Here is a 19845-nt window from a genome sequence, read left to right as displayed (position 1 = left end):
CACAAGCGAGGTACTCTATGCAGTTTGGCACCCTTTCCATCGGCCCCGGGGCGGCCCTCGCCCCCATGGCCGGGTTCACCGATACCGCCTGCCGCGCCATGGCCGCCCGCCACGGCGCGGCGTATACCGTCAGCGAGATGGTCAGCGCTAAGGCCCTCACCTTTGGCGATAAAAAAAGCGCCCGGCTCATCGCGGGCGGCGGGGGCGAGGCCCCCTATGGGGTGCAGCTGTTCGGCGCGGAGCCCGAGACCATGGGCGAGGCCGCCGGGCTCATCCAGAAATACGAGTTCGACTTCATCGACATCAACATGGGCTGCCCCGCCCCCAAGATCACCTCCTCCGGCGCGGGCAGCCGCCTGCTGCTGGACCCGGGCCTCTGCGGGCGCATCACCGAGGCGGTGGTGAAACAAAGCGGCGGCCGCCCGGTGACGGTGAAGCTGCGCGCCGGCTGGGATGCCCAGCACGTCACCGCCGCCGAGGCGGCGCAGGCCTGCGAGGCGGCGGGGGCGGCGGCCATCGCCGTCCACGGCCGCACCCGGGAGCAGATGTACGCCCCCGGCACGGTGGACTGGAACGTCATCGCCGCGGTGAAGGCGGCGGTGAAGGTGCCGGTCATCGGCAACGGGGACATCGCCAGCGCCGCCGGCGCCCTGGCCATGATAAAGGCCACCGGCTGCGACGGGGTGATGGTGGGCCGGGCGGCTTTGGGCGACCCCTGGCTCTTTGCCGAGATCAAAGCCGCCCTGGCGGGGGAGGAACTTCCCGCCCGCCCCGGCCTTTGCGAGCGCATGGCGGCCATGCGCCGGCAAATTTACGAGATGTGCGAGGAAAAGGGCGAGTGGGCGGCCATGCCCCAGGCCCGCAGCCAGGCCCTTTATTATATGAAGGGCCTCAAAGGGGCGGCGGCTCTGCGCCGGGCCTGCTGCGAATTGCAGCACTTTTCCGATGTGGACCGCCTCATCGACAGGGTCTACGCGGCGGGCAACCTGTGAGCCTCAATCCCCTTCGGCGCGGGTCAGCTCGTCCAGGTTCTGGGCGTAGCAGGGCAGCATGTGCTCGAGAAAATAGTCCGCCTCCGGGCAGTGCATGGCGGTGAGGGCCGCTTTCTGCTGGGCCAGCGCCGAGGAAAATTCCCGGTTGCCCGCCTGCACCTCCTCGGTGCACTTGATGAGGGCGGAAAGGCGGTCCGCCGCTTTGAGGATGCGCTTTTCCCCGTCGGAAAGGCAGCGCCCGGTGAGATAGCCGGCCATTTCGCCGCGCAGCGCCGGGGGCAAAAGCTGGGCCATCTGGCACGCGCTCTCCTCCTCCAGCGCCTTGTAGGCCGCGCGCAGCCGCTCGTTTTTGTATTTCACCGGGGTGGGCATGTCGCCGGTCATGATCTCCGGCGCGTCGTGGTAGAGCGCCGCCACCGCCACCGTCTCCGGGCGCACCCGGGTGCCGGTGACCTCCTTGGCGATGAGGCAGAGGGTGTGGGCCAGGATGGCCGTCTCGGCGGTGTGTTCGCTGAGGGTCTCGGGCCGCGCGGCGTGCATCAGGCTCCACCGGCGGATGTACTTCATGCGGCTCACCAGCGCGTTGAACGGGTAGGTCTTCACGGAAAAACGCCTCCTTGCGGGCAGTTTCTGCCACAAACATTTCACAAACACAGTGTAGTATCATCATAGCACATTTTGCCCCTTCGCGGGGCGGGATTTTTCAAAACGGGAAGGGAAGGAACGGCATGCAGCCCCTCACAAGACCCCAGAACAAATACTGGCTCACCTTCGGCCTGTGCGCGCTGACGGCGGCGCTGGTGTTTTTGCCCTTTTACATCGTGGACGGCGGCATCTTCCTTTACGCCGGCGACTTCAACAGCCAGCAAATTCCCTTCTACTACTACGCCAACGAGTTCCTAAAGTCCGGCGGCGGCACCTTCAGCTGGGCCACCGACCTGGGCAGCGATTTCTGGAACAGCTATTCCTTTTATCTTGCCGGTAGCCCCTTCTTCTGGCTCAGCCTGCTTTTCCCCGCCGCGTGGCAGCCTTTCCTGATGGCCCCCATGCTGGCGCTCAAGTTCGCGGTGGCGGGCGGCGGCGGATATCTCTGGGCCCGCCGCTGGGTCAAGGACCCCAACATGGCGGTGCTGGCGAGCTGCCTGTACGCCTTCTCCGGCTTTACGGTCTACAACGTGTTCTTCAACCACTTTGTGGACGTGGTGGCCCTGTTCCCCTATCTGCTCTGGACGCTGGACGAGGCGGTGATGAAGGGGCGCCGGGGCCCCTTCGCGGTGCTGGTGGCGCTGAACCTCGTCAACAACTACTTCTTCTTCGCCGGGCAGGTGGTTTTCCTCCTTCTGTATTTCGTCTGCATGACCGCCTCGGGCGTCTACCGCTGGAGGGGCAAAACCTTCGGCGCGCTGGCGGCGGAGAGCCTCCTCGGCTGCGGCATGGGCTGCGTGCTGGCCTGGCCGGCCCTCTTGAGCCTTTCCCAGAACCCCCGCACGGTGGACCCCTTCAGCGGCTTTGGCTACATCTTCTACTCCAAGGCCCAGCAGTACGGGGCCATCCTCTACAGCCTTTTCTTCCCGCCGGACTGCCCCTATATGCCGGTGATCTTTGACGAAGGGGTCATCAAGTGGACCAGCATGTCCGCCTATCTGCCCCTGATGGGCCTGGCGGGGGTCATCGCCTACCTGCGCTGCACCCAAAAAACCGCCTTCCGGCGCATTCTGTTCTCGTGCCTTGTGATGGCGCTGGTGCCCGCCCTCAACTCCGCTTTTTACGCCATGAACTCCAGCTACTACGCCCGCTGGTGGTACATGCCCGTCCTGGTGATGTGCGCCGCCAGCGTGCAGGCGCTGGAAAACGAAGGCATCGACCCCGCAAAGGGCGTGCGGCCCACGGTGGCGGTGCTGCTGGCCTTCTGCGTGTTCGCCTTCCTGCCGGTGGAGGAGGACGGCGAGTGGAGCCTCGGCGTCATCGAATACCCCGAAAAGTTCTGGCTCAACCTGGGCCTGGCCCTTCTGGGCGTGGCGGTGTTCTGGCTCGTCTGGGTGCAGTACCGCCGCCGCCCGCTGCTGGCGCGGCGGCTCACCGCGGCGGTGCTGGCCTTCGGCTGCCTTTACAGCATCACCCACATCTCCATTGGCAAGTTCGCCCAGTGGTCGAACGACGCCGGCTGGCGCACCCAGCAGTATGAGGACGCCCGCGCCCTGGCGGAAAAGCTGCCGGAGGGCGCGTACCGCATCGACGACTACGAGTGCTACGACAATGTGGGCCTGTGGATGGGCAAGAGCTGCCTGCAGTTTTTCAACTCCACCGTGGCCCCCTCCATCATGGAGTTCTACCCCCAGTTCGGCGTCAAGCGGGACGTGCGCAGCGAGCCGGGCCTGGAGGACTACGCCCTGCGGGGCCTGCTGGCGGTGAAATACACCGTGACCCCGGTGGCCGACGCCGCCGAATTTGAAAAGGAGGCCGGGGACGACTGGGCCTACTGGGGCGCGGAGGGCAGCCTCGCGGTCTACGAGAACAAATACGCCCTGCCCATGGCCTACGGCTACGAGTATTATGTCACCGAGGAGCAGTTCGAGGGCGTGCCGGAAAACCAGCGGGCAAACCTCTTGCTGCGGGCCATGGTGCTGAGCGAGGAGCAGATCGAGGCGTGGGGCGGCCTGCTCCAGCCCCTGCCGGAGGACCTGCTCGGCGGCTTTTCCAAAGAGGCCTACCACCAGGACGTGGCCAGCCGTCAGGCCCAGGGCGCGGCCCAGGTCAGCCTGGACAGCCGCGGCCTTTCCGCCCGCTTTAACCTGCAGGAAGAGACGGTGGTGCTGCTGGCCGTGCCCTGGGACCCGGGTTTTTCCGCCACCGTGAACGGCGAAAAAACGCCGGTGGAGAAGGTGGACGGGGGCCTGTGCGCCGTGCGCATCCCCGCCGGGGAGGCGGACCTGCGCCTGGACCACTTCACCTTCGGCCTGGGCCAGAGCCTGGCCGCCGCAGGGGTGAGCGTAGTGCTCTTCGCCGGGTATCTTTTCTGGCACCGCCGCCGCAGGGCAAAACGCGCCTGGGCAAAGCCCGCGCCCGAAAAAACCATCTATCGCAAGGAGAACTGAAATGGACTACGCAAAACGACTGGCGGCGGAGCTCTCCGCCCCCGAAACCCGTGTGGCCGCCGCCATCGCCCTCATTGACGAGGGCAACACCATCCCCTTCATCGCCCGCTACCGCAAAGAGGCCACCGGCGCCATGGACGACCAGCTGCTGCGCACCCTGGCGGACCGGCTGGAATACCTGCGTGGGCTGGATAAGCGCAAGGAGGAAGTGCGCGCCGCCATCGAGGCCCAGGGCGCCCTCACCGGGGAACTGACCGCCAAGCTGGAAAGCGCCGCCACCCTGGCGGAGGTGGAGGACCTCTACCGCCCCTACAAACCCAAGCGCAAGACCCGCGCCAGCGTGGCCCGGGCCCGTGGCCTTGCGCCGCTGGCCGAGGCCCTGCTGGCCCAGGACCCGAAGCTGGATGTGAACGCCGCCGCCGGAGGGTACATCAATGAGGAAGTGCCCGACGCCGAGGCCGCCCTGGCCGGCGCGCGGGACATCATCGCCGAGCAGGCGAGCGACGACGCGGCGCTGCGGGCGGAGCTGCGCCGCTTCTACGGGGCCTTCGGCGTGGTGAAAAGCGAGGCCGCCAAAGAAGAAGACAGCGTTTACGCCCAGTATTACGATTTCTTTCAGCCGGTGGGCAAGATCGCCGGCCACCGGGTGCTGGCCCTGGACCGGGGCGAGCGGGAAGGCTTTTTGAAGGTGAGCGTGGAGGTGGACGCCGAGCGGGCCGCCGCCCTCTGCTGCAAGATGTTCGTCAAAGGCCGCGGCCCCGCCGCCACCCAGGTGGAGGAAGCCGTGCAGGACGCCTACGCCCGCCTCATCCACCCCAGCCTTGAGCGGGAGGTGCGCGCCGCCCTCACCGAGCAGGCGGCGGAAGGGGCCATCAGGGTCTTTGGCGAAAACCTGCGCCAGCTGCTGCTGGCCCCGCCCATCAAGGGCAAGGTGGCCATGGGCCTCGACCCCGGCTACCGCATGGGCTGCAAGGTGGCGGTGGTGGACCCCACCGGCAAGGTGCTGGACACCGCTGTGGTCTACCCGGTGCCCCAGTTCAAGCGGGTGGAGCAGGCCAAGAGCACCATCAAGGCCCTCATCAAAAAGCACGGGGTGCAGATCATTGCCATCGGCAACGGCACCGCCGGCAAAGAGACGGAGATTTTCGCCGCCGGCGTCATCCGGGAGATCGGCGGCGGCGTGCAGTACATGGTGGTCAGCGAGGCGGGGGCCAGCGTCTACTCCGCCAGCGAGCTGGCCGCGAAGGAGTTCCCCCAGTTCGATGTGAACCTGCGCAGCGCGGTGTCCATCGCCCGCCGCTTGCAGGACCCGCTGGCGGAGCTGGTGAAAATAGACCCCAAGGCCGTGGGCGTGGGCCAGTATCAGCACGACATGCCCGCGAAGCGCCTGGCCGCCGCGCTGGACGGCGTGGTGGAGGGGTGCGTGAACACCGTGGGCGTGGACCTGAACACCGCCAGCGCGCCGCTGCTGGCGCGGGTGGCGGGCCTTTCCGCCGCCACCGCCAAAAACGTGGTGGCCTGGCGGGAGGAAAACGGCGCCTTTTCCAGCCGCGCCCAGCTGAAAAAGGTGAAGGGCCTGGGGCCCAAGGCCTTTGAGCAGTGCGCGGGCTTTCTGCGCCTGCCCGGGGCCAGGGAGCCGCTGGACGCCACCGCCGTCCACCCCGAGAGCTACGCCGCGGCGCGGGCCCTTTTGAAGCTGTGCGGCTTCACCGAGGCGGACATCGGCGCCGAGGCCATCGCGGCCCTGCCCCAGCGGGCCAAGGCCATCGGCTTTGAGCGCCTGTGCGAAGAGACCGGCGCGGGCAAAGAGACCCTGGAGGACATCATCGCCGAGCTTCTGCGCCCCGGGCGGGACATGCGCGACGAGCTGCCCCCGCCGCTTTTGCGCACCGACGTGATGGGCATGGAGGACTTAAAGCCCGGCATGGAGCTTTCCGGCACCGTGCGCAACGTCATCGACTTCGGCGCTTTTGTGGACATCGGCGTGCATCAGGACGGCCTTGTGCACATCAGCCAGCTCAGCGACAAGTTCATCCGCCACCCCGGCGAGGCGGTGAAGGTGGGCCAGGTGGTGAAGGTGAAGGTGCTGGACGTGGATCTGAAGAAAAAGCGCATCAGCCTGACCATGAAGGGCCTGAACAACTGAAAATGCGCAAAAAAGCCGCCCCGGCAAAGCCGGGGCGGCTTTTGGCTTATATTCAGAACATGCGGTAGTCCAGTTCCCGGGGCAGGGGCAGGGTGCGGTCGATGTCCGCCTCGGTGAAGGGGCGGTTTTCGGCGGCGGCCTTCTTGCGGGCTTCGGCTTCGAACCACACATTGGCAAGGCCCAGCGCGCCCTCCCGGATCATGGCGTAGTCCACCTTGAAGCACTCGTCCACAAAGCCCAGCTTGCCCAGCTTCACCGCGGCCTCGGCGGCAAGGAGGCGGGCGCTCTGGGTCTGCCGGCAGGCCGGCAGCGCCTGCCACAGGGCCCAGCCTTCGGCAAAGCGGCCCGCGCGCACCAGCCCCTCCAGCGCCAGCTCGGCAAAGCTCTCGTCCAGCTTGTCGCCCTCCAGCCGGTGGGCGGCTGTGAACCAGTCCGCCGCGGCGGCCCAGTCCTCCCGGCGGGCGGCCAGCTTGCCCAGGGCGGCGGCGGCAAAGGCGCTGCCGCCTTCGGCCAGCGATTCCAGCACCGGCACGGCCTCGGCCTCCCGGCCGTTCTCTGCCAGCGCCACGGCCCACTGGAAGCGGGCTTCGGCGGTGGCGTCGGGGCGGGCGGCGGTGCGCTCCAGAATGCCCAGCCACTCGGGGGCGGTTATGTAGGCGGCGGGCAGGGCCGTGTCGGGCAGCATGCCGCCGCCCAGCACCTCGGCCCAGGGCCAGAGGGCGCTTTCCGGGCCGGGGGCGGGGAAGGCCAGATGAGGCGCGAAGTCCCCTTCGCCCGCGGCGGCGCGGCGCATCCGCTCCAGGCCGCCCCGCTCGTCGCCGGCAAAGAGCAGCGGGCCGCCGGGCAGGGTGGCCGCCGCGGCGCAGTCGGCGTCGATGGCCGCCACCTGGGCTTCGGGCAGCAGTTCTTCCACCCGCAGGGCCGCCCTGTCCCGGGCTTCGTGCCACTCGCCCGCCACCTCGGCGGCGGGGGCGGCGAAGGCGCCGAAGACCTGGGTGAAGGACACCACGGCCTTCGGGCCGATGGAGGCGGTGTGCAGCTGGGTGGGGGCAAGGCCCGCCTGCACCTCGATGTAGTCGCCCTGGCCGGGCCTCGAGAGGTAATCGCACCAGTGCCGCCCGCCCTGCAAATTGCCCCAGCAGAACATCTTGCGGGCGTAGAGGGGCTGGGTGCTGCGCTCAAAGAAGCCGCGCCCGTCCGCCTCGGCGGCCACCTCCCAGGGGGCCGGCTCGGTGCGCCCGTTCTGGAAGAAGTATTCGGTGGAGAAGGGGATGCGCCAGGGATAGCTGGCGTCCGCCCCGTGCATGGTGGGCGGGCAGGGCATCTCGCACCGGCCAAAGCCGGGGTTTTTGCCGTATTCGGTCATCTGCAGCTGGTGCAGCACCTGGCCCGAAGCGCTGAACACCCGGGTGTGCCCGGTCAGGGGCACGGCGGTGTTGGTCCACCAGTAAAGGGGGAAGGCGGCGTCCAGCGTGTTCTCGATGCGCACGTGCACCGCCAGCTGCTTTGCGCCGTCCGCGAGGTGGAAGTCCAGCTGGTAGACCTGCCGCTGGATGGCTTCATACTGATACATCCGCAGAAATTCCTCGCCGTCCGGCTCCTTCACCTTGCAGCAGTACAGGGGCGAGCAGGTGAACACATGGTGGCCGGTGTGGCCCAGGTTCCACTCCACGCCGCCGGAAAACCAGGCGTTGCGGATGCCCAGGTTTGCGATGCGCAGGACGGGGTTCCGGAACAGCAGTTCCCGGCCCTCGTCCTTGTCGAACAGCGACCACATCCGCCCGCCCAGGGTGGGCAGCACCGTGGCCTTCAGGTGCTCGTTTTCCAGCACCAGGGCGGGCAGGCTCACCGGTTTGTCGCTGCGGGCGTAGCGGTCCTGCATGCGGTAGGGCAGGGTGCGCGCGCCGCACCCCACGCCGTAGCCTTCCAGATCCTCCGGGCGGAAGGTGCCGTTGTGGGGCAGGTCCAGATCCTGGACCGGCGCGCGAAAGAAGGGCTGGGGATCCTGGGGGCCGGGCAGCGCGCCCGGCAGGGTCAGCTGGCTGGCAGAAAGACGCATGATGCCGATGCTCCTTTTGTTGAAGAATTCGCTCCGAAATTTGCACCCGGGGGGTGCTTTGTGACCCCATTATACCCCCGCCCCGGCGGGGCGGACAAGGGGGAGGCATTCGGCTTTTCGTTCGCCTTTTTTGTCCTTTCGGCAGCGCCGCGCCGCCCTTTTTCGCCGGGTGGGTGTTGTGACCGAAGCGGATGTGTTATAATAGTGCAAAACCAACAAACGCGCCCGCTCTCACGCGGGCGCGGGCAAGGGGGAAGACCCATGACTTCACAACTGCTTACCGTGGCCGCCGCCGCGCCCCGGGTGCACATCGCCGCCCCGGAAGCCAACGCCCGGGAGATGCTCGCCCTGGCGGTGGAAAACGCCGACGCGGGCGTCCTGCTGTTCCCGGAGCTGGCCGTCACCGGCTACACCTGCGCCGACCTCTTCGGCCAGACCCGCCTGCTGGAGGCTTCCCGCCGGTGGCTTGCCTGGCTGGCGAAGGAGGCCTGGGACAGGGGCGTCAAGGGCCTTCTGGCCGTGGGCGCGCCGGTGGCCGCCGAGGGCCAGCTTTTCAACTGCCTGGTGCTGCTGCACGGCGGCGCGCCGGTGGCCGTGGTGCCCAAGAGCTGCCTGCCCAACTACGGCGAATTTTATGAAAAGCGGTGGTTCGCCCCCGCCTCGGCCCGCCTGTCCGGCCATGTGCTCTGGCCGCTGGAAAACGGCGAGTGCATCCAGGTGCCCTTCGGCGAGGACCTGCTGGTGGCCGACCGCACCGGTGCGGTGGTGCTGGCCGCCGAGATCTGCGAGGACCTGTGGGCCCCGGTGCCCCCCAGCGGCTTTGCCTGCCTTGCCGGGGCGGACGTCATCCTGAATCCCTCCGCCAGCAACGAGACGGTCACCAAAAGCGGCTACCGCCGCCAGCTGGTGACGGGCCAGTCCGCCCGGTGCGACTGCGTCTATGTCTACGCCGGCGCGGGCGACACCGAGAGCACCACCGACCTGGTGTTCAGCGGCCACGGCATGATCTGCGAGAACGGGCGGATGCTGGCCGAGCAGCTCTATCCCGCCCCCGGCAGCGTCATCCGGGCGGTGGTGGACATCGAGCGGGTGCGCGCCGACCGGCTGCGCCACGGCGCGTATACGGAGAACGCCCGCCCCGGGCCCCGGCGCACCGTGCGGCTGGCGGCGGACCTCGTCGACCCGGCGGCTCAGGCGGAACTGCTGGCCCGGCGGCCGGTGGAGCGGCTGCCCTTCGTGCCGGACGAGCCGGAAAAGCTGGACGGCCGCTGCGCCGAGATCGCCCGCATCCAGGCCACCGGCCTTGCCCGGCGGCTGGCCGCCAGCGGCGCGAGGCGTGCGGTCATCGGCCTGTCCGGCGGGCTGGACAGCACCCTCGCCTTTCTGGCGGCGCTGCAGGCCATGGAAAGCCTGGGCCGCCCCGCCGCCGACGTGCTGGCGGTGAGCATGCCCTGCGTGGGCACCACAAAGCGCACCTTCGGAAATGCCGCGGCGCTGGCGCAGCTCACCGGCGCGGAATACCGGGAGATCCCCATCAAAAACGCCCTGGAGGGCCACCTCAAGGACATCGGCCACTCCGCCGGGCTTTACGACACCACCTTCGAGAACGCCCAGGCCCGGGAGCGCACCCAGATTTTGATGGACCTGGCCAACCAGGAAGGGGGCATCGTGGTGGGCACCGGCGACCTGTCCGAGCTGGCTTTGGGCTGGTGCACCTACAACGGCGACCATATGAGCATGTACGGGGTGAACGCCTCCATCCCCAAAACGCTGGTCAAGGCCATGGTGGCCTGGCACGCCCGCCGCGTCTGCGACGAGCAGCCCCGCGTCACCCGGGTGCTGCTGGACATCCTGGACACCCCCATCAGCCCGGAGCTGCTGCCGGTGGCCGACGACGGCGCGCTGGTGCAGAAGACCGAGGACACCCTGGGAAAATACGACCTGCACGATTTCGCCCTCTATCACATGCTGCGGGGCGGCTATGCGCCCCAGCGCATTCTGGAGATGGCCTGCATCGCCTACCCCGAGGTGAGCCGCCAGACGGTGCGCGCCACCCTCAAAACCTTCTACCGCCGCTTTTTCACCCAGCAGTTCAAGCGCAGCTGCCTGCCGGACGGCCCCAAGGTGGGTTCGGTGAGCCTCTCGCCCCGGGGCGACTGGCGCATGCCCAGCGACGCCGAGGCCGCGGAATTCCTGGAGTTTGAGTGATGTATAGTTTTTGACAGAGTAAGGTAAAATTTCACATTTTCTATTGCGGTGTGCCCATCATTATGGTATGATTCCTCTAACATCTTCTCAAAGGGAGGAAGGAAATCATGAACAAGAACATTGTGCTCTGCGTCATCCTCAGCATCATAACTTGCGGCATTTACGGGCTGTACTGGCTGTACACCCTCAACGAGGCTGCGCGCACTGCCAACCCCAGCGAGTGGCAGATGGACGGCGTGCTGGTGGTGGTGCTGACGGTGGTCACCTGCGGCGTCTTCGGCTACTACTGGAACTACAAGATGGGCAAGGCCTTCACGGCCATTGGCGCGCCCGACAACAGCGTGCTGTATCTGGTGCTGTCCATCATCGGCCTGAGCATCGTCAACTGGTGCATCATGCAGGATTCCATCAACCGCGCTTATCCCGCCCAGCAGTAAACTGTGCAAAAAGGGCCGTCCCCGGCGGGGGGCGGCCTTTTTTGCGTCTTTTCCTTGTATTCGGCGGAAAAAGCAAGTATAATGAACTGATGTAAAAAGACTGTTCGCCGGGCCTTTTGCCCGGCGCGGAAAAGAGGAACCAAAAATGGAGACCATGGGCAACCTGCGCCGCACCCGATACTGCGGCGAAGTGCGCCTGGCGGACGCCGGGCAGGAGATGGTGGTGGCCGGCTCGGTGGCCAGGTGCCGCGACAAGGGCGGCATCATCTTTGTGGACCTGCGGGATACCAGCGGCATTCTGCAGCTGGTGTTCGACGACGGCACCGACCGGGCCGTGTTCGAAAAGGCCGGCAGCCTGAAAAGCGAGTATGTGATCATCGCCAAAGGCACCCTGCGGGAGCGGGACGCCAAGACCGGCAAGATCGCCACCGGCGATGTGGAGCTGTATGTCAGCGAGCTGCGGGTGCTCAGCGCCGCCGAGACCACGCCCTTTGAAATTCGGGACGAGGTGAAGGTGAAGGACGAGCTGCGGCTGAAATACCGCTATCTTGACCTGCGCCGCCCGGCCGTGCACGAGCCGCTGGTGCTGCGCAGCAAGATCTGCCAGGTCACCCGCAACTACTTCTGCGGCCACCACTTCTGCGAGATCGAGACCCCGATGCTGATGAAGTCCACCCCCGAGGGCGCACGGGACTACCTGGTGCCCAGCCGGGTGCAGCCGGGCCATTTCTACGCTTTGCCCCAGTCGCCCCAGATCTACAAGCAGATCCTGATGCTCTCCGGTTTCGACCGCTACTTCCAGATCGCCCGCTGCTTCCGCGACGAGGACCTGCGTGCCGACCGCCAGCCCGAGTTCACCCAGATCGACCTGGAGATGAGCTTCGTCTCCGAGGAAGACGTGATGGCCATCTGCGAGGGCCTTTTGAAGGAACTTTGGAAGGAAGTGCTGGGCATCGACCTGCCTGAGCGCTTCGAGCGCCTTAGCTGGGACGAGGCCATGGCCCGCTTCGGTTCCGACAAGCCGGACACCCGCTTCGGCCTGGAACTGATGGACGTGACCGATGCGGTGCGCTCCACCGAGTTCGCCCCCTTCAAGAACGCCGTCGCCGCCGGCGGCAGCGTGCGCCTCATCAACTGCAAGGGCCTGGCCGGCCAGCTGACCCGCAAGACCATCGACAAGCTGGTGGAGGTGGCCAGGACCTACGGCGTCAAGGGCCTTGCCTACACCCGCCTCACCGAGGAGGGCGAGACCTCCAGCTTTGAAAAGTTCCTCACCGAAGAGGAAAAGGCCGCCCTGCGCAAAGCCGCGGGCGCCGAGACCGGCGACGTGCTGCTGGTGGTGAGCGACGAAAACTCCACCCGCGCCTGCACCGCCCTGGGCCAGGTGCGCCTGGAGGTGGGCCGCCGGTGCGGGCTCATCGACCCCGCCAAGTTCAACTTCCTGTGGGTGGTGCGCTTCCCGCTGTTCGAGTACAGCGAGGAGGAGGGCCGCTTCATGGCCATGCACCATCCCTTCACCATGCCCACCGAGGACTCCATGGACAAGCTGGAGTCCGACCCCGGCGCCTGCTACGCCAACGCCTACGACATCGTGCTCAACGGCGTGGAGCTGGGCGGCGGTTCCATCCGCATCAACGACCCGGCCCTGCAGGCCCGCATGTTCAAGGTGCTGGGCTTCACCGAGGAGCGCGCCCGTGAAAACTTCGGCTTTTTGATGGACGCCTACCGTTACGGCGCGCCCCCCCACGGCGGCTGGGCCATCGGCCTGGACCGTCTGGTGATGCTGATGCTGGGCCGCGACTCCATCCGCGACGTCATCGCCTTCCCCAAGGTGCAGAACGCCAGCGAACTGATGAGCGGCGCGCCCGACACCGTGGACGAAAAGCAGCTGCGCGAACTGTGCATCGAGTGCACCGGCGCCGGAGAGTAAAGAACAAAACGCCCCCGCGGCCAGCCGGCCGCGGGGGCGTTTTTCTGCGGTTCACACGAACGCGGGCTTTTTCCCTTACAGGCCGTTGGCCGCGTTGTAGGCAGCCGCCAGGGCGTTGGTGTTCTTGATGAGGATGTACATGGCCACCCAGGGGCCGATGCCGCACAGCAACATGCCCACCAGATACCACAGCAGCACGCTGGTGCCGTTCTCCTGGAAAGCCAGCCCATAGCGGGGAGCGTTGGCCGCCAGACGGTTGCCCAGCTTGTACTCCCAGTACAGGCCGTAGAAGCCGCAGGTGACGAAGCTCAGCAGGATGAAGGCCAGCAGGCCGCCGGTCTTTTCGCCGTCGTCGCGGCACATGGTGTTCGCATCGCGGGCGATGGAGTAGATGAAGTAGTAGCTGTAGATGCCGCAGGTGATGATGCTCAGCAGGATGTAGGCGATCAGGCTGCGGTTGGTCTGGATGCGCACCGCGGGGTAGCCGGCCGCCTGGGCCTGGGCCTGCCGGGCCGCCTGGGCCTGCTGCGCCTGATGGGCGTCGTAGGCACTCTTGGCGGAAGCGGCGGCCGCGCCGGCCTGCTGCTGCACATCGCCCGCGCCCTTTTTCAGGGCCTCGGCGATGACGGCCATCTTGGCGGCGGGGTCGTTGATGACGCTGGCAGGCTGGGGGGCTTCCTTCATCAGATAAAGGATGCCCCACACGCCGCCCACGCACAGCGCCAGCCAGAAGGCCAGGCCCAGCAGGCCGCCCAGATAGCTCAGCAGCATGGAGAAGTTGAAGAACCGGAAGAAGACGACGTTCAGCAGGATGGACACAAACACGCTCAGCAGCCGAACGATCAGCAGGCCCGCCGCGCTGGCCACCAGGCCGAAGACCAGGGCCTCGGTGTTCTCTTTGGTGCGGCGCAGGGCCAGCAGCGCCAGCATGGCAGCCGCCCCCAGATAGCACACCACGGTGGCCAGGTTCAGCACCGCATAGAACAGGGAGGGAATGCTGGCGTAACGCACAAGGGAGAACAGGTTGCTGAAAACGCCGCCTATGGAGCCCAGGGCCCGCAGCAGGCAGATGACGCCGCAGACGGCGGCAAAGATCTTCAGCAGCAGGTCATAGCTCACGCCGCCGTTTGCGTTTGCCGCACCGGCGGGCTGGGCCGGCGTGGGGGGAACGGGCGGAGGGCCGCCGGCGGGGCCGGGAACGGGGTCAGGCAGGGGCATGGGCGCAGGCCCATCCGCCTTGGAGGCGGGCTCAGCCACCGGCTCAGGCAGGGGCATGGGCGCAGGCTCATCCGCCTTAGGCGCGGGGCCGGCCTCCGGCACCGGCAGGTCGAACACCAGCTCCGGCGCGGGCGGCGCCTCAGGCGCAGGACCCGGCTCCACCACCAGCTCCGGCTCGGAAGCGGGCTCCTGCGCCTTGGGGGCAGGCCCATCCGCCTGGGGAACCGGTTCGATCACCGTCTCGCCCGCGGGCTGCGCAGCAGCCTGGGACGCGCCGCACCAGGTGCAGAAATTGCTGTTTTCGGGGATCTCTTTTCCGCATTGCTTGCAAAACATGGTCATTCCTCACTTTCTAAGCGGCAAAAGCCGCAGGATACGATGCAAAAGCCCCGTCTCGGGGGCAAACACCACCACGGTGTCCTCCGGGTCGGCCAGCCGCACAGCATACACCGCCACAAAGGCGATGCCTGCCGCCCAGGCGAGAACGGTGACCAGGCGGCGGGGCAGGCGTTTGCGCAGAAAAAACACCAGCACGCCGAAGGGCACCACCCAGAACAGGGGGTGGTAGGAAAAGGCCGCGGCCCAGTCGCCGGAAAGGGCCGACAGCCAGGCGCGGGTCATGCCGCATCCGGCGCAGGAAACGCCGGTGACGGCCTTGATGGGGCAGCCAAAGCCCGCAAAGTGCAGCGCCGCATACAGCGCCGCAATGACGGCCAGGGCGGCCAGGTCCTGTTTTTTCATGTCAGTTCTTCAGCGCCTGCATGGGGGCGGGGATGCGCCCGCCCCGGTCGATGAACACCTTGGGGCTGTATCTGCTGATGGGCAGGATGGGCGCGTAGCCCAGAAGGCCGCCGAAATCCAGCTCTTCGCCCGCGGCCCGCCCGATGGCGGGGATGACCCGCACAGCGGTGGTCTTGCTGTTCACCATGCCGATGGCCGCTTCGTCGGCGATGAGGGCGCTGATGACCTCGGCGGGGGTGTCGCCGGGGATGACCACCATGTCGATGCCCACGCTGCAAACGGCGGTCATGGCTTCCAGCTTCTCCATGCACAGGCTGCCCCGGCGCACGGCCTGGATCATGCCCTCGTCCTCGCTCACGGGGATGAAAGCGCCGGACAGGCCGCCCACGTGGTTGGAGGCCATCACGCCGCCCTTCTTCACCGCGTCGTTCAAAAGGGCGAGGGCGGCGGTGGTGCCGCACTGGCCGCAGCTTTCCAGGCCCATTTCCTCCAGGATGTTGGCCACGCTGTCGCCGATGGCGGGGGTGGGGGCAAGGCTCAGGTCCACGATGCCGAAGGGCACCCCCAGCTCCCTGGCGGCCAGGTTGCCCACCAGCTGGCCCATGCGGGTGATCTTGAAGGCGGTGCGCTTGATGAGCTCGGCCACCTGGTCCAGGGGCGCGTCCTTGGGCAGCTTTGCCAGCGCCGCGCGCACCGCGCCCGGGCCGGAAACGCCCACGTGCACCACGCAGTCCGGCTCGCCCACGCCGTGGAAGGCGCCCGCCATGAAGGGGTTATCCTCCGGCGCGTTGCAGAACACCACCAGCTTGGCCGCGCCCATGCACTGGTTTTGGGCGGTGGCCTCGGCGGCCTTTCGCACCACCTGGCCCATCATCTTCACCGCGTCCATGTTCAGGCCCGTCTTGGTGGAGCCGATGTTCACGCTGCTGCAAACGACGTCGGTCTCGGCCAGCGCCCGGGGAATGGCCTCGACGAGCCGTTCGTCCCCGGCGGAAAAGCCTTTATGCACCAGCGCGCCGAAGCCGCCGATGAAGTTCACCCCCACCGCCTTGGCCGCTTTGTCCAGGGCCTTGGCGTAGTCCACGGGGTCGGCGCCGGGGGCCGACGCCAGCAGCATGGCGATGGGGCTCACGCTGATGCGCTTGTTGATGATGGGGATGCCGTAGCCGCTGCTGATCTTCTCCACCACCTCCACCAGCCGCGCGGCGCGGGTGGTGATCTTGTTGTATATCTTCTCGCAGGCGCGTTTGGGATCGGGGTCGGCGCAGTCCAGCAGGCTGATGCCCATGGTCACGGTGCGCACGTCCAGGTTCTCGCCGGAGATCATGTTGATGGTCTCCATGATGTCGCGGGTGTTGATCATGCTCATTGAAACCGCCTCCCGCTCAAATGTGATGCATCGCGTCGAACACTTCTTCGCGGGTCAGGTGCAGCTCCATGTTCATGGCGGCGGCCACCTTGCCCAGCGCGGCGCGCACGGTCTCCATGGGCGCGGTGCACTTTTCCAGATTCACCAGCATGATCATGCAGAACATCTCCTGCATGATGCTCTGGGTCACGTCCTCGATATTGATGTTCAGTTCGGCGCAGACCTGGCTGACCCGGGCCACAACGCCCACGGTGTCCCGGCCTACCACGGTGATAACAGCTCTCATAATGCTTCTTCCTCGCTTTCCACCCCCGGCGCGGAGAAACGTGCCGCAAAGGTTAGGCTCATTATACCAGATTTTCCGCTCTTTTTGTTTACTTTGCGCATGTTTTTTTTTATAATTAAGAACAAACCGCTAACACAGCGAAGAACCGAGGTAGTGAATATGGAACGTTTGCTGCAACTGCTGGAAGAAAACGCCCGCCTGCCGGTGGAGGACCTGGCCGCCATGCTTGCGGCCACGCCGGAGGAGGTGGCCGCAAAAATGGACGAGTACGCCAGGGCCGGCGTCATCCGCGGCTACAAGGCCCTGGTGGACTGGGAAAAACTGAACGCCGACCGGGTCAAGGCGGTCATCGAACTGCGGGTGCGCCCCAAAAAGAGCCACGGATTTGACGAGATCGCCTCCGCCATCGCCTGCTACGACGAGGTGCAGAGCGTGCTTTTGATGAGCGGCGGTTACGACCTGCAGCTCATCCTCACCGGGCGCAGCTTCCAGGAGATCGCCCTCTTCGTGGCCAAGCGCCTGGCCCCCATGGACGACGTGCTGTCCACCGCCACCCACTTTGTGCTGCGCACCTATAAAAAGGACGGCGTGCTCTATGTGGACGAGGAAAAGGACGAGAGGGAGTGGGCCACGCTGTGATGAACTACGACAAGGTGATCGCGCCTGCCGCGGCGGCCATGCGCCCCAGCGGCATCCGCAAATTCTTCGACCTGGCCTCCGAGATGGAGGGCTGCATCAGCCTGGGCGTGGGCGAGCCGGATTTCAAGACCCCCTGGTGCATCCGGGACGCGGGCATCCGCAGCCTGGAAAAGGGCCGCACCAGATACACCGCCAACGCCGGCCTGAAAGAGCTTCGCTGTGAGATCGCCGCCTACATGCAGCGGCGCTTCGGCCTGGAATACGCCGACCCCCTGCACGAGATCCTGGTCACCGTGGGCGGCAGCGAGGCCATCGACATGGCCATCCGCAGCCTGGTGGCCCCGGGGGACGAGGTCATCATCCCCGAGCCCTGCTTTGTGTGCTACCAGCCCATCACCACCCTCACCGGCGGCGTGCCGGTGCCGGTGCCCCTGAAGGCGGAAAACGAGTTCCGCCTCACCGCCGGGGAGCTGAAGGCCGCCATCACCCCCAGAACGAAGCTGCTGGTGCTGCCCTTCCCCTGCAACCCCACCGGCGCGGTGATGGAAAAGGAGCATCTGGAGGCCATCGCCCAGGTGCTGCGGGGCACCGGCATCATGGTGCTCTCGGATGAGATCTACGCCGAGCTGAACTACGGCGCCGAGCGCCATGTGAGCATCGCCAGCCTGCCGGGCATGGCCGAGCGCACCATCGTGGTGAACGGCTTCTCCAAGGCCTTTGCCATGACCGGCTGGCGGCTGGGCTTTGCCTGCGGCCCCGCCCCGGTGATGAAGATCATGACAAAGCTGCACCAGAACTGCATCATGTGCGCCCCCACCACCAGCCAGTACGCCGCGGTGGTGGCCATGCGGGAGTGCGACGACGAGATCGAGCGCATGCGCCGGGAGTACGACGTGCGCCGCCGCCTGCTGGTCAAGCGCTTCAACGGCATGGGCATGGACTGCTTCGAGCCCAAGGGCGCGTTCTATGTGTTCCCCAGCATCCAGCGCACCGGCCTTTCCAGCGCCGAATTCTGCGAAAAGCTGCTCTACAGCCAGAAGGTGGCTGTGGTGCCCGGCACCGCCTTCGGCGATTCCGGCGAGGGCTTCGTGCGGGTGAGCTACGCCTATTCGGTGGCCCACCTCACCGAGGCGCTGGACCGCATCGAGCGCTTTTTGAAGGAACTGGGCGTCCATGGATGAGCGGGTGTTCTTTGCCGCCGCGCCAAGCTATTCCCAAAGCGCGGTGGACGCGGCGGTGGAACAGCTTTTGCGGCAGCTGCCTGCTGCCGTCCTGCTCGCCCCGGGCAAAACGGTGCTGCTGAAGCCGAACCTCCTCTGCGGCTCCGCCCCCGAAAAGGCGGTGACCACCCACCCGGCGGTAGTGAAGGCGGTCATCCGTGCCGCAAAGCGCCGGGGCGTGGCCGCATCCGACATCACCGTGGCCGATTCCCCCGGCGGGCCCCACGCCTCCGGCCTGGTGAAGGCCGCCTGGAAGGCCAGCGGCATCGCCGCCGTCTGCGCAGAAGAGGGGGTCGGCCTTTACACCGGCGCCGCCAGCGGCGAGGCCCCCAAAGCCGAGGGGGCAAAGCGCCGCTTCACCTTTCTGGAGCCGGTGCTGGCGGCGGACGTGCTCATCGACCTGCCCAAGTGCAAGACCCACATGATGACCGGCCTTTCGGCGGCCACCAAGAACCTCTTCGGCTGCATCCCCGGCCTGCAGAAGGCCGAGTGGCACATGCGCTGCCCGAAAAAAGAGGACTTCGGCGACATGCTCATCGACCTGCTGCTCACCGCAAGGCCCGCCTTCGCGGTGCTGGACGGCGTCGTGGCCCACGAGGGCAACGGCCCCAGCGGCGGCAGCCCCCGGGCGCTTGGCTTTGTGGCGGCGGCGGAGGATATGCTCTCCATGGACCTGGCTTTGTGCGCCATGCTGGGCCTTGCGCCCGAAAGCGTGCCCTACCTTGCCGCGGCCCGGCGGCGCGGGCTTTGCCCCGCGGCCTTCGACCCGGCCCTGGCGGCGGGGGAGACGGCGCTGTCCGCCCCGGTGGAAAACTTCCGCCTGCCGGACTCCTGGCGCAGGATGAACTTTTCCGATTCCGCCCCCCGGGCGGTGCGCTGGGCGGTGCCCGCGGTGGAACAGTGGGTGGCCCCCCGGCCCAAGATCGCCCCGGCGCGCTGCATCGGCTGCGGCCGCTGCGCCGAGATCTGCCCCCGGCACACCATCGAGCTGAAAAACAAAAAGGCTCACATCAAGCCCAAAGACTGCATCCGCTGCTTTTGCTGCCACGAGGTCTGCCCGGTGCAGGCCATCGACACAAAGCGGTTTTTCCTCTTTCAAAAACTGTGAGGTGAACGCGCCATGAAACAGGTCACCGTGCTGGCCCCGGCCAAACTCAACCTGACGCTGGACGTGGTGGGCCTTCTGCCCGGCGGCTACCACGCGCTGGATATGATCATGCAGGCCATCACCCTCCACGAGCGGGTCACCCTGCGCAAAAGCCGCGATCTTATCCTCCGTCTGCCCGGCAGCCGGGTGCCCCCCAACGAAAAGAACACCGCCTGGAAGGCGGCCCTGGCCTTCTTCCACTACACCGGCCTTTTGGCGGGTGTGGAGATGGAGGTGCGCAAGGCCGCCCCGGTGCGGGCGGGCATGGCGGGCGGCAGCGCCGACGCCGCCGCCGTGCTGGTGGGCCTCGACGCCGTCTACGACGCGCGCCTCTCCATGAGCGAGCTGTGCGCCCTCG

General features: G+C 66.9%; 16 protein-coding genes. 10 read left to right on the top strand and 6 right to left on the bottom strand.

Going from position 1 to position 19845, the window contains the following annotated elements:
* The first annotated feature begins 17 nt into the window (after nucleotides 1–17).
* Complete coding sequence (gene dusB, locus ACH2AT_RS07625; protein ID WP_394964893.1) at nucleotides 18–992, top strand: tRNA dihydrouridine synthase DusB; 975 nt, start codon at nucleotides 18–20, stop codon at nucleotides 990–992.
* 3 nt (nucleotides 993–995) lie between these two features.
* On the opposite strand, the gene yfbR is transcribed toward dusB, so the two are convergent.
* A complete protein-coding gene (gene yfbR / locus ACH2AT_RS07620) occupies nucleotides 996–1595 on the bottom strand; it encodes a 5'-deoxynucleotidase (protein WP_394964891.1) in 600 nt (199 codons plus the stop codon).
* Between the two features lie 125 nt (nucleotides 1596–1720).
* On the opposite strand from yfbR, the gene ACH2AT_RS07615 reads away from it, so the two are divergent.
* On the top strand, nucleotides 1721–4087 hold the full coding sequence (locus ACH2AT_RS07615; RefSeq protein ID WP_394964889.1) for a YfhO family protein: 2367 nt from the start codon (nucleotides 1721–1723) through the stop codon (nucleotides 4085–4087).
* Nucleotide 4088: 1 nt separating this feature from the next.
* Nucleotides 4089–6233, top strand: a complete 2145-nt coding sequence (locus tag ACH2AT_RS07610) for a Tex family protein (RefSeq protein WP_394964887.1) — start codon at nucleotides 4089–4091, stop codon at nucleotides 6231–6233.
* A gap of 52 nt (nucleotides 6234–6285) precedes the next feature.
* Here ACH2AT_RS07610 and ACH2AT_RS07605 read toward each other — a convergent pair whose 3' ends face one another.
* On the bottom strand, nucleotides 6286–8292 hold the full coding sequence (locus ACH2AT_RS07605) for a DUF5107 domain-containing protein (RefSeq protein ID WP_394964885.1): 2007 nt from the start codon (nucleotides 8290–8292) through the stop codon (nucleotides 6286–6288).
* Between the two features lie 261 nt (nucleotides 8293–8553).
* On the opposite strand from ACH2AT_RS07605, the gene ACH2AT_RS07600 reads away from it, so the two are divergent.
* The 3 genes from ACH2AT_RS07600 to aspS all read left to right on the top strand — a co-directional run bounded on the left by ACH2AT_RS07600 (nucleotide 8554) and on the right by aspS (nucleotide 12867).
* Nucleotides 8554–10500: an NAD(+) synthase gene (locus ACH2AT_RS07600; protein WP_394964883.1), complete on the top strand. Its 1947-nt coding sequence runs from the start codon at nucleotides 8554–8556 to the stop codon at nucleotides 10498–10500.
* Nucleotides 10501–10607: 107 nt separating this feature from the next.
* Nucleotides 10608–10937 (top strand): DUF4234 domain-containing protein, encoded by a 330-nt coding sequence (locus ACH2AT_RS07595; protein WP_394964881.1) that lies wholly within the window; start codon nucleotides 10608–10610, stop codon nucleotides 10935–10937.
* Between the two features lie 145 nt (nucleotides 10938–11082).
* The gene (aspS, locus tag ACH2AT_RS07590) at nucleotides 11083–12867 is read left to right on the top strand and encodes an aspartate--tRNA ligase (RefSeq protein WP_394964879.1); all 1785 of its coding nucleotides are present in this window, start codon (nucleotides 11083–11085) and stop codon (nucleotides 12865–12867) included.
* A 75-nt stretch (nucleotides 12868–12942) separates the two neighbouring features.
* Here aspS and ACH2AT_RS07585 read toward each other — a convergent pair whose 3' ends face one another.
* Genes ACH2AT_RS07585 through ACH2AT_RS07570 form a run of 4 tightly spaced genes read right to left on the bottom strand, consistent with a single transcriptional unit; the run spans nucleotide 12943 to nucleotide 16481 of the window.
* Nucleotides 12943–14427 carry a DUF4234 domain-containing protein gene (locus ACH2AT_RS07585; protein ID WP_394964877.1) on the bottom strand — a complete coding sequence of 495 codons (1485 nt, stop codon included), beginning with the start codon at nucleotides 14425–14427 and terminating at the stop codon, nucleotides 12943–12945.
* Nucleotides 14428–14430: 3 nt separating this feature from the next.
* Entirely contained in the window at nucleotides 14431–14826 is a 396-nt protein-coding gene (locus tag ACH2AT_RS07580; RefSeq protein WP_394964875.1) for a DUF2752 domain-containing protein, read from the bottom strand.
* A gap of 1 nt (nucleotide 14827) precedes the next feature.
* Entirely contained in the window at nucleotides 14828–16189 is a 1362-nt protein-coding gene (locus ACH2AT_RS07575; protein WP_394964910.1) for a PFL family protein, read from the bottom strand.
* Between the two features lie 22 nt (nucleotides 16190–16211).
* Nucleotides 16212–16481 (bottom strand): ACT domain-containing protein, encoded by a 270-nt coding sequence (locus tag ACH2AT_RS07570; RefSeq protein ID WP_394964873.1) that lies wholly within the window; start codon nucleotides 16479–16481, stop codon nucleotides 16212–16214.
* Nucleotides 16482–16640: 159 nt separating this feature from the next.
* Here ACH2AT_RS07570 and ACH2AT_RS07565 point away from each other — a divergent pair, with 159 nt between their 5' ends.
* The 4 genes from ACH2AT_RS07565 to ACH2AT_RS07550 form a co-directional block, all read left to right on the top strand.
* The gene (locus tag ACH2AT_RS07565; RefSeq protein ID WP_394964871.1) at nucleotides 16641–17120 is read left to right on the top strand and encodes an Lrp/AsnC family transcriptional regulator; all 480 of its coding nucleotides are present in this window, start codon (nucleotides 16641–16643) and stop codon (nucleotides 17118–17120) included.
* Nucleotides 17120–18301, top strand: a complete 1182-nt coding sequence (locus ACH2AT_RS07560) for a pyridoxal phosphate-dependent aminotransferase (protein WP_394964908.1) — start codon at nucleotides 17120–17122, stop codon at nucleotides 18299–18301. The genes ACH2AT_RS07565 and ACH2AT_RS07560 overlap by 1 nt, the downstream gene beginning before the upstream one ends.
* The gene (locus ACH2AT_RS07555; protein WP_394964869.1) at nucleotides 18294–19448 is read left to right on the top strand and encodes a DUF362 domain-containing protein; all 1155 of its coding nucleotides are present in this window, start codon (nucleotides 18294–18296) and stop codon (nucleotides 19446–19448) included. The genes ACH2AT_RS07560 and ACH2AT_RS07555 overlap by 8 nt, the downstream gene beginning before the upstream one ends.
* Nucleotides 19449–19460: 12 nt before the next feature.
* A partial coding sequence (locus ACH2AT_RS07550) for a 4-(cytidine 5'-diphospho)-2-C-methyl-D-erythritol kinase (RefSeq protein WP_394964867.1) occupies nucleotides 19461–19845 on the top strand: 385 nt, incomplete at its 3' end.

Source organism: Candidatus Allofournierella excrementigallinarum, from assembly GCF_944388085.1.
In the GTDB taxonomy this organism is placed as follows: Bacteria; Bacillota; Clostridia; order Oscillospirales; family Ruminococcaceae; genus Allofournierella_A; species Allofournierella_A excrementigallinarum.
Note: the sequence above shows the minus strand (reverse complement) of the source record. Positions and strands in the feature narration are given on the sequence as shown.